The organism is Pseudomonas sp. NPDC079086 (assembly GCF_044542155.1).
Classification (GTDB): domain Bacteria; phylum Pseudomonadota; class Gammaproteobacteria; order Pseudomonadales; family Pseudomonadaceae; genus Aquipseudomonas.
This window is the reverse complement of the sequence record NZ_JBITTY010000003.1, coordinates 1-9147: the sequence shown is the minus strand read 5'-3', so window position 1 is coordinate 9147 and position 9147 is coordinate 1. Positions and strand designations below refer to the sequence as shown.

The 9147-nt window shown below is 51.8% G+C and carries 9 protein-coding genes and 4 pseudogenes; 11 read left to right on the top strand and 2 right to left on the bottom strand.

What is annotated here, in order from left to right; all coding sequences use genetic code 11:
• Positions 1-1483: pseudogene (locus ACIGEK_RS14705) on the top strand (hypothetical protein); the annotation flags it as partial.
• 120 nt (positions 1484-1603) lie between these two features.
• Here ACIGEK_RS14705 and ACIGEK_RS14700 read toward each other — a convergent pair.
• Complete coding sequence (locus ACIGEK_RS14700) at positions 1604-2857, bottom strand: reverse transcriptase domain-containing protein (RefSeq protein WP_397494040.1); 1254 nt, start codon at positions 2855-2857, stop codon at positions 1604-1606.
• Here ACIGEK_RS14700 and ACIGEK_RS14695 point away from each other — a divergent pair.
• The 10 genes and pseudogenes from ACIGEK_RS14695 (at position 2856) to ACIGEK_RS14650 (ending at position 8906) form a co-directional block, all read left to right on the top strand.
• Positions 2856-3263: a four helix bundle protein gene (locus tag ACIGEK_RS14695; protein ID WP_397494039.1), complete on the top strand. Its 408-nt coding sequence runs from the start codon at positions 2856-2858 to the stop codon at positions 3261-3263. The genes ACIGEK_RS14700 and ACIGEK_RS14695 overlap by 2 nt on opposite strands.
• Before the next feature lie 154 nt (positions 3264-3417).
• Complete coding sequence (locus tag ACIGEK_RS14690) at positions 3418-3849, top strand: DUF6968 family protein (RefSeq protein WP_397494038.1); 432 nt, start codon at positions 3418-3420, stop codon at positions 3847-3849.
• Between the two features lie 153 nt (positions 3850-4002).
• Positions 4003-4419 carry a hypothetical protein gene (locus tag ACIGEK_RS14685; protein ID WP_397494037.1) on the top strand — a complete coding sequence of 139 codons (417 nt, stop codon included), beginning with the start codon at positions 4003-4005 and terminating at the stop codon, positions 4417-4419.
• Positions 4420-4462: 43 nt separating this feature from the next.
• Entirely contained in the window at positions 4463-4786 is a 324-nt protein-coding gene (locus ACIGEK_RS14680; protein ID WP_397494036.1) for a GNAT family N-acetyltransferase, read from the top strand.
• Complete coding sequence (locus tag ACIGEK_RS14675) at positions 4732-4983, top strand: GNAT family N-acetyltransferase (RefSeq protein ID WP_397494622.1); 252 nt, start codon at positions 4732-4734, stop codon at positions 4981-4983. The genes ACIGEK_RS14680 and ACIGEK_RS14675 overlap by 55 nt, the downstream gene beginning before the upstream one ends.
• A gap of 128 nt (positions 4984-5111) precedes the next feature.
• Complete coding sequence (locus tag ACIGEK_RS14670; protein ID WP_397494035.1) at positions 5112-5525, top strand: PH domain-containing protein; 414 nt, start codon at positions 5112-5114, stop codon at positions 5523-5525.
• Between the two features lie 117 nt (positions 5526-5642).
• A complete protein-coding gene (locus ACIGEK_RS14665; RefSeq protein WP_397494034.1) occupies positions 5643-5975 on the top strand; it encodes an NUDIX domain-containing protein in 333 nt (110 codons plus the stop codon).
• A 385-nt stretch (positions 5976-6360) separates the two neighbouring features.
• Positions 6361-6465, top strand: a pseudogene (locus tag ACIGEK_RS14660) (IS5/IS1182 family transposase); the annotation flags it as partial.
• Between the two features lie 854 nt (positions 6466-7319).
• Positions 7320-7784, top strand: coding sequence for an RDD family protein (locus tag ACIGEK_RS14655; RefSeq protein WP_397494033.1), 465 nt, complete (start codon positions 7320-7322; stop codon positions 7782-7784).
• Positions 7785-7876: 92 nt separating this feature from the next.
• Positions 7877-8906 (top strand): annotated as a pseudogene (locus ACIGEK_RS14650) (IS30 family transposase).
• 85 nt (positions 8907-8991) lie between these two features.
• On the opposite strand, the pseudogene ACIGEK_RS14645 reads toward ACIGEK_RS14650, so the two are convergent.
• Positions 8992-9147 (bottom strand): annotated as a pseudogene (locus ACIGEK_RS14645) (IS5/IS1182 family transposase); the annotation flags it as partial.

Genomic DNA, 9147 nt, shown 5'->3' with positions numbered 1-9147 from the left:
CGGTGTGGTACCGGCTTACACCATTAAAGACACCGATGCCGGCAAGGTGCTGGAAGTGTCGGTACGTGCCAAGAACAAGGCTGCTGTGATCGGCAACATTCTGACGAAGAAGACTTCGGATACGACGGGTAACACCGTCACTGACGGTGGCACAGGCGGCGTGGTGATTGATACCAAGGTTGCGCCTGCAATCAGCGACCTCAAGATCAACGGTAAGTTGAACGTGGGTGAAAAACTGTCTGCGAGCTACGTGTTTGATGCGAAGACCGGTGAGCGCACGGACGTCTCGACCTACTTGTGGGGCCAGGCGGGTACCGCAACAGGTGTCACTAGCAGCACCACCGCTGTGAGCACCACCGGTGTGGTACCGGCTTACACCATTAAAGACACCGATGCCGGCAAGGTGCTGGAAGTGTCGGTACGTGCCAAGAACAAGGCTGCTGTGATCGGCAACATGCTGACCGCGACCACGGCGAACTCGACCGGTACGGTCACTGACGGGGGTACAGGTGGCGTGGTGATTGATACCAATGCTGCGCCTGCAATCAGCGGCCTTGCGATCAGCGGCAAGTTGAACGTGGGTGAAACACTGTCTGCGAGCTACGTGTTTGATTCGATGACCGGTGTGGAGGGTGATGCGTCCACCTACGTGTGGGGCCAGACGGGTACCGCAACAGGTGTCATTAATAGCACCGACGTTGTGACCCAGTCGGGCAAGGTGCCGGAGTACACCATTAAAAAAACCGATGCCGGCAAGGTGCTGGAAGTGTCGGTACGTGCCAAGAACAAGGCTGGTGTGACCGGTAACATTGCGACAGCAACGGTTAAAGTTAAAGGTCTGGTCCCTTTGGCGACTAATGTCTACATCACCAGTTCCAATACCAACGGCACTCCGTTCAGCGGCGGTCAGACCTTGACCGGCAACTACACCTACAGCCATCCCGACAATGTCGATGAAGGCACCTCGACCTTTATCTGGCAAAGAGACGGTACTTCTATCGTTGGTGAAACCCAGAAAACTTATACGTTAGTCGAAGCAGACGACGTAGGTCATAAAATAACCTTCGGCGTAACACCGGTCTCAAGCACAAGCACCTACAACACTGGACTCACGGTTATGTCTAATACAGAACAGATTAATTCTGTGCTCGCGCCTCTGTTTTTTCTGGATAAAAAGACTCGTACTTGGGCACAAGCTGATACCGACTGTAAGAATGCGGGAGCTAAATTGCCAACCAGCGTTGAACTCCAAGCCCTATTCGTCCGAGCCACACGTGCAACCGTTGCCAATGGCAGTCAGTACAACAATGACATGTGCCATATCCACAAATGGCCGCTCAACGGGCCGTGTGGGGGCAGTACTAGCAGCTACTGGTCCAGCACCCGGAGCGGTGGCGTCTACATCAACGTCAGCCTGATCAACGGCGACGCAGCCAACAGCAGCGCTGACTTCAACACCCTTCAGGTGGCTTGTAAGCGTTGAGGTTTACGCCCCCGCCCGACTCGCTCTGCGTATTGTTCAACCGTGGGTGGCATTTCAGCCGCCTCGGGGTGGGCTAGCTTAGGCGCTGAAGGCTAGCAGGTTGAGCCGCCGGGCTGGGCTTTATAGTCGGTGGTGCAGATGCTGCCAGCCGGCCTTGAGTTTGAGGTGGCTGTAGCGCGCATTGGCGGGGATAAAGTAGCGTTTAAGCACGCCCGCGTGCTGGTGGTAAAACTGTTGGCGTAGACGCAGGTGGTTACCTTGGGCAAGCAGGCCGTAATAGCTGTTGACAGTGGCGAGAATGCTGCGCAGTAGACCGGCGTCGAGTTGCTCTGGCCACGCCTGCGGGCGTGACCACGTACCGCGCGTCGGGGGGCGTGGTGGTGTGGCTTGTTGGCCGGGAGCCAGGCGATGGTTGAACCAGACCAAGCGGGCTTTGAACGTCTGACAACTGCGCGGGAGCAGCCAGCGGTGGTGGGCAAACACGCGATAGCCGAGGTAACAGGCGCCATGGCGGGCCGGCTGTAGTTGTTGTTTGCTGGGGTGCAGGCGTAACTCCAGTTGCTGTTCGAGAAAGTCGCTGATGGCTTGCTTGTAGCTGTTAAGGGTGGCGGGGTCGGGGCCGAGTAACAGCAGGTCGTCCATATAACGCACGTAGCCTTTGACCCGCAGTTGGTGCTTGATGAAGTGATCGAGTGGGTTGAGGTAGTAGTTGGCCAGCACCTGGCTGGTCAGGCTGCCAATGGGAATGCCATGGGTGGTGCCGCGAAAGGCCAAGCGCTTGTGCGCTGGGATGCTAGCCAGCAGTTGTCGCGAGCCACTGAGGGTGTGTGGGGCGCGGCTGGCATCGTAGGCAAAAGCGCGTTCGCCGATAGTGCGTAACAATGCCAGGCGTTCGCCCTGGTGGGGTGTGAGGGCTAGCAAGGTATGCCAGGCAGCGGTGAGTTTTGTACGCGATATGGAGTTGAAGAAGCTATGAATGTCCAACTGCAAAAAATACTCATGCCCGGGTTGGCGCATGTGCCTCTGCACTTTGTTGATGGCGGCCAGGTTGCCCTTGCCAGGGCGGCAGGCGTAGGTGTCGTCGATAAGTTGACGCTCCACACTGGGCTGTATATGGCCAATCAGCCATTGCTGTATCAGCCGGTCACGGAAACTTGGGGCGAAGACTTCGCGCAGTTTGGGTTCGCGCACGGCAAAACGGCTGTGGGCGGTGGGTTGGTAACTGCCGTCAAGCAGTTCGGCGGCCAGCGCTTGGCAGGTGCTGGCGACCTGCAACAGGCCGAGGGATTTTTGCACGCGATTACCACAACGCTTGGCGCCAGCGAGCAGTTCGATGGTCAGTTGTTGGCGATTGAGCAGTGGCGTGTATGGCATGGCGACTTTCCTCGTGGGGTGGTGGATGCAGGCCTGCTTTAAACACCCCAAGGTGTACGCCGACCTAGTGGCGTTGTACGGGCTCTACTGGCCTATCCATCAGGGACTGCCCAAGGGGTTTCGTTATACCAGTGGCGAGCAGATTTTACGTGAGTTGACGTTGTGTATTCGCGCAGTCACGCGCGCGAACTTTAGCGATAAGCAGTGCCCGCAGTCGCGCAGAGCAGCGGCCCAGGGTTTGCTGGAAGTGCGTACTTCGCTAGAGGTGATTCGCGGTTTGTGTACCCTGGCTTGGCAGCTGAAGTGGCTGTCACATGGGGGATTGGCGCTGTTGTGTGATCGGCTTGATCAGTTGGGTCGGCAAACCACCGGGTGGCAGCAGTGGTTTGAAGACGGGGCGGGGTGATTAAGGCGGTGCACTCTATAGGTTGTGTTTGAGTTTGCGGCGAAGGTATTGCCGTTAATTGATAGGGCCGCGTGCGTGACTACAAGGCGGCTGTGAGTATCACGGTATAGACGCGTTAACGGCGTAATAGCCGGTATTTTTATTGAGGCTTGGTATGGCCTGTTACAACAACTCAGGCACTCTATTTTGCGCGGCTCGCCAAGCCAAGGCTGTTGGCCGGATATGCAAACTTCCAGCTTTTTTCAATGCTCTTAAAAACAAGGGGCTGCACCCGAGTGCTAACACTATGCTGAGCAGTATGTATGTGGCCAAACATCCCGATGGGCGGCAGGTTGTTATAACCATCACCGTTGGGATGCCAGAGCCAGACCCTAAATCGCTAGGCGGCGATTATCGTTGCCAGGTGGAGATATGGGGGCTTGGCTTGAGCACATACGCGCATGGGGTTGACGCGCTTCAAGCACTTTGTTTGGCGCCGCGCTGCTTGAGGCATTTGATAGAACCTTTGAGCGCTTCAGGCTGGAGGTTTTATTTCCCCGGCCACCTTGACTGGCCAATAGATTTTTCTACTACTGGTTATTTCTAATTGTTAGCGTGTTAAGTAATTGATATACCGCTCGGCAGCCAGCTACGGCCATTAAGGGTCTAAATAAACTTGCTGTTGCTGTTAGATATAAATTTACAGTGGCTGTATAAGCATGAGGCAATATACCGCTAGTTGCCGCTGCGCAGCGATACATTGCTGCATTTCGAAGGGGGCTATGAATTCGGTGTTGTGCTACTGCAAGCAATGCCAGGCGTGTATGGGCTCTGGTCAGTGGTATGGATTATGTGCGCCAACAGAAAGTTTAAATTCACAAAAAGTTCGCCTGGTGCATTTTTACCGGTGGGTGATTCTGGCCAAGATATAATCTTTGCATTTGCGCTGCCTGCGGTAGGTGCAGATATAACGTTTGGTAACTTTTATTCAGTAGTGCCTCCGCCAATAATTGGCGATCATAAACGTTCTGCCGAAATGGCAATTTATATGGCGTCAGCAGCAAAATGGGCAAAATTCCCTGAGCGCGTGCAAAAATTTAAAATTTTACCTCCTGCTATGGGTGCTTGCTTAGCCAGCAAGCCAATCGTTCGCTGCCCAATCGGGCTCGAGGTATAGCCGCGCCTGAACCTAAGCGCTAGGCTGCATTCAAGGATACTCAATGGATATTTTGGTGCGCGACAGTCGCGAGGTTGATTTACCTGAGCTTGTAGATATTTACAATCAATCGATAGCTGGGGCGTGGTCAACCGCCGATAGTAAAGCAATTTCCGTTTCTGAGTGGCTCGATTGGTATGGCAAACATAATCCGGAAAAACGCCCATTGTGGGTTGCAGAAATCAACGCACAGATAGTTGCCTGGATCGGGCTGAGATCTTTCCATAAAGGGGGGGGGCTGCATATTATGCGACGGCTGAGGTTAGCCTCTACATCGCATCCGCATTTAACAAGCAGGGCATTGGCACGTTCCTTAAAGAAAGAATGATTGAACACTGTCCCCGCCTGGGAGTCACTTCTCTGGTAAGCATCCACTTCGATCACAACGCAGCAACCGCGCGAATCAACCAGCAACTAGGTTTTGAGCAGGCAGGTTATTTAAGCGAAATTGCCTTGGTGAATGGCGAACAGCGAGGTCTTATTGTTTCAATCCTGCGCATCCCTCCAACCGCTAGCAGTGCGTAACGCCACCTTTGCGATTGCCAGCATTCCTAACCCGGTGCTCAACTGTGCTCCCTTCGCTGCTTGGACGCGGCGCCGTGTAGCTCTAGGTTAGGCCCTTATCAACCCACCCAACCACTCAGGAGTCAGACATGGGCAGCTACGTCGATAGTGCACTTACAAAAGGCGAACATATAATTTATCAAGCTAAGGTCAGTGTTTGGTCACTAGCGCCAATAATTGCTCTAGGTTTTATTTTCTTAGGGCTTTTTGGTATCGGACTGTTGTTCTGGATTGACGCGGCCATCAAATACTTTACTACGGAACTTGCCATTACCAATAAGCGCGTTATTGCCAAGTTTGGCTTGATCAGTCGTACAACCATTGAAATCAACCTGCAAAAAATCGAAAGCATTCAGGTCAACCAAGGCGTACTTGGGCGCATCTTCAACTTTGGCTCAGTTGTTGTATCTGGCGCGGGTAATCCTCAAGCACCCGTGCCGGGCATATCCAGCCCTCTTAATTTTCGCCGTGCTTTTCTCGGCGCTCAAGAAGAAAATCGATAGGCACAAATTGTTACACCAGCTACTTCTATTTGCCGCTTTGAAAATCGGCTGATGTTGAAGTCAGCTAGAAATGCATGGTTACTCCGGCAGTACTTAGGAAGAATAGAGACGGCAGTTATGCCAAAGGTTTATGCAATAATCCACGATCGCCATTCTATTGTTGTTGGCACTGGCGGTAGATCGGGACGGAAAAGGGCTCTGCGAGGAGGCTTTCACCTTCCAGGCGGTACCATAGAGAAAGGTGAGAACCTTGTCGCTGCTGCGATACGAGAGGTCAGTGAAGAAACCGGGATTAAATTATGTGAGCAAAACGTCAAAGTTTTTGAATTAGAGCTGAGCAGTCAAAGAGTTAATTTCGTTATATTTGAGATCGATGACGTAGGCGATGCAATCAAGAATCTACCGATACTAAATGTCACCAACTCTTATGGCGAGCCTTTACCGATTTAATAAAACTAGATTTTAGTCACGTAATTAACAATAAAAATTGTTCAGCAGTGTACAACACTGAGTGATTTGCTGCGGGACTTTTTCACGCATGCAAAAATTACATTCATAAGAATTAAGGGTGTTTTGTATATTGGAAGATTTAACTCTAATTATTTTCTAACAACCCATCCATTCAACCCCTCCGGCGCGGATGATGCCTTGCGTTATTATTTACTGCTAATTCCTGTACTGTAGTCTCGGGCGAGAATTGCCCTCTCGTTGACTGATACTTCCGTCCAGTCTTTCGCATCCCCATTCGTTTAGGGACGGTCTGAAGAAGGCTTTCTGGTTTTGGCATAATATCCCGTACTCCAACCGTCGAGCTTTCCGACGAAGCATGCGCTCGTTTCGGGTGATCAAGCGTTAGTTCGGTTATGTGAAGACGCATTTTCGTGGCCTGGCCAAAAAAACCGCGCAACTGGTAACGCTGTTTGCCTTGTCGAATCTGTAGATGGCACGTCGATATTTGCTGAAGAATGCATGAGAGTTGCGCCTGTAATGTCAGAAGTGAACCCTGCGCGGTGCCTGCGGCGGGTAAAAAATACCGAAATAAGCGGATAATTTGATCAGTTTTCCGCTTTGAAATCAGCAGCTACTGAAGTTGACCAGAAATACAGGGCTACTTCAGGCCATTCTTAAAGGTGGCGGGGAGGGGCTGATTAGCAACTGGCCTCACACATAAAGCACGTGGCCTTTATGTGGTGTGAATCTATCTTAATGTGTTTATTTTCCGCTACATAATTCATTGGTAAATAATCAAAGGCTGATCTAGCTATAGCACTAGACACGTGTACGGTTTAACTTTTAGCTTAGTGGTTCACTGTGTGCGTGTTTTTTATATGTGTTTTTGTGATTTAGACTTTTCACTTAATTTCATAACTCAATTTGTTTTTTTATCGTGTGCATTCGTGTACTTTTATTTTGTCTTGGTGTGACCATTAGGGCTGCTGGCAATGCGCTCGCAGCACTTATTGTTGTCTTATTTCATGCTTTCATGCGCGCTGCAACTGAGATACAAGTTGTGTTCCACATTTTGGCGTCCGTTACGGCCCGACCCAGGCGGTTGTTATCCCTATTATTCTTTCCGCTGAGGTGCTTAAATAATCAGTAAAAAAAGCGCATGGCCACATGCAAATGCAAAAAAATAGAAAGCGCGTGTCGCATTGTATCAGCACTCTGCTGCTGGTCTACGAAGCGCGTGCCTAGTAGCGATTAAAATCGCTGACTTCGTTCGCTGTTACGGGTTAAATCCAGCCCTTAGCTTAATTATTAAGCATTATCACCATCTACAAGGAGACGCTAAGTATGCAAGGTCAGATTCAGATAATGGAATACGCTGGTTTTTGGGTTAGAGCCTGGGCCTCAATTATAGATGTGATCTTAATAAGTTTTATAACATTTCCTTTGCTAATGTTAATTTATGGCTCGGCTTATTTTGATGGAGGAGAAGATCTGGTTGCGGGGTCTGCCGATATATTAATATCCTGGGTATTGCCAGCTATTATTGTGGTTATTTTCTGGGTGAAAAAACAAGCGACACCAGGAAAGATGGCCTTATCCGTAAAAATAGTCGACGCCACTACTGGGCAGCCTGCAAGCAACGCACAATTGGTAGGTCGCTATCTCGCGTACTTCGTGTCCATGACCCCGCTCTTCTTAGGCGTGTTTTGGATAGCCTTTGATAAGCGTAAACAAGGCTGGCACGACAAGCTAGCAGGAACTGTAGTTATCAAAAATTTAATACTGAGCCAAACGGATACGAGTGAATAACGCCTAACAAAGGCGCTCACTTCGTTCGTTGGGGCAGGGCGGCGGCGAAAACTGAGTGCAACACCTGACCTTTCCGGTACGGTGCTGCCCCTATGTCTTATTCCGAACTTAGCGTTGAAGAGCGCGCCACTATTCAAATCGGTCATGCCCAAGGCCTTAGCCTGCGCAAGACTGCCTGCTTGATCAACCGATCCCCTCCGACCATCAGCCGGGTGCTGCGCCGCAACCGAGATGCCCGAGGTTGCTACTCGGCCCGTCTCGCTCAACAACAGATGCAAACCCGCCGTCATGTTTGTCGACCCACGCGAAAGCTGTTGCCGGGGGGGTGAGCGCTTCGAGTTGGTGGCCCATATGTTGCCTGAGCGTTTGTCTCCCGAGCAGCTTGCCGGCAAGCTGCGCAGCATGAACATTCCAAGCCTTAAAGATGCCTACTTCTGCCGCGAGACGATTTATAACGCGATCTATGCCTTGCCGGTTGGCGAGTTGCGCAAGGAACTGATCATCTGCCTGCGCCAAAGCAAAACGACACGCAGGGCGCGCTCGGGTGGCGTAGATCGTTTCGGCCAGATCCCTGAGATGGTCAGCATCCACGTGCGCCCGCCAGAGATCGAAGACCTGCTTATGCCGGGCCATTGGGAAGGCGACCTGATCAAGGGTAAGGCCAACGCCTCGTCTGTAGGCACGTTTGTGGAGCGCACCAGTGGCTATCTGATGCTGGTGAAGATGAATGACGCGACGGCAACCTCGGCGATGGAAGGCTTTAGTGCAGCGCTCAATGGCATGCCGCTGGCGGTGCGCAAGAGCATGACCTACGACCAGGTGCGGGAGATGGCGCGGCACGCTGAGATCACCCAGAAAACCGGTGCGGCGATATTCTTCTGGGACCCTCACAGTCCTTGGCAGCGCGGCAGCAACGAAAATATCAACGGCTTGATTCGTCAGTACCTGCCCAACGGTACAGACCTGTCGGTACACCGCCAGGAACAGCTGGATGCCATTGCGCTGCAACTGAACATGCGTCCACGTAAGCGCTTCGACTTCAAGTGTCCGATTGAGGTTATGGGCGAGGTGATGCAAAAGGCCATAACTATGCGGCACGATGCTCCAGCGTTAATTCAATAACCGTGTTGCACTCAGCTCCTGTAACCGCCCGCTTATTTCAGTGTTTTTAGCCGCTGCAGGCACCGCGCAGGGTTCGTGTCTGACATTACAGGCGCACCTCTCCTTCATTCGTCAGCAAATATCGACGTGCCATCCACAGATTCGAAAAGGCAAACAGCGTCACCAGTTGCGCGGTGTTTTTGTCCAGGCCACGAAATGCGTCTTCACATAACTGAACTAAGGCTTGATCACCCGAAACGGG

Bases quoted from the DNA above. Each gene is read 5' to 3' on its own strand.
- ACIGEK_RS14665 (WP_397494034.1), top strand. From the start codon at position 5,643: ATGCCAAAGGTTTATGCAATAATCCACGATCGCCATTCTATTGTTGTT.
- ACIGEK_RS14670 (WP_397494035.1), top strand. From the start codon at position 5,112: ATGGGCAGCTACGTCGATAGTGCACTTACAAAAGGCGAACATATAATT.
- ACIGEK_RS14700 (WP_397494040.1), bottom strand. From the start codon at position 2,857: ATGCCATACACGCCACTGCTCAATCGCCAACAACTGACCATCGAACTG.
- ACIGEK_RS14690 (WP_397494038.1), top strand. From the start codon at position 3,418: ATGGCCTGTTACAACAACTCAGGCACTCTATTTTGCGCGGCTCGCCAA.
- ACIGEK_RS14680 (WP_397494036.1), top strand. From the start codon at position 4,463: ATGGATATTTTGGTGCGCGACAGTCGCGAGGTTGATTTACCTGAGCTT.
- ACIGEK_RS14655 (WP_397494033.1), top strand. From the start codon at position 7,320: ATGCAAGGTCAGATTCAGATAATGGAATACGCTGGTTTTTGGGTTAGA.
- ACIGEK_RS14695 (WP_397494039.1), top strand. From the start codon at position 2,856: ATGGCGACTTTCCTCGTGGGGTGGTGGATGCAGGCCTGCTTTAAACAC.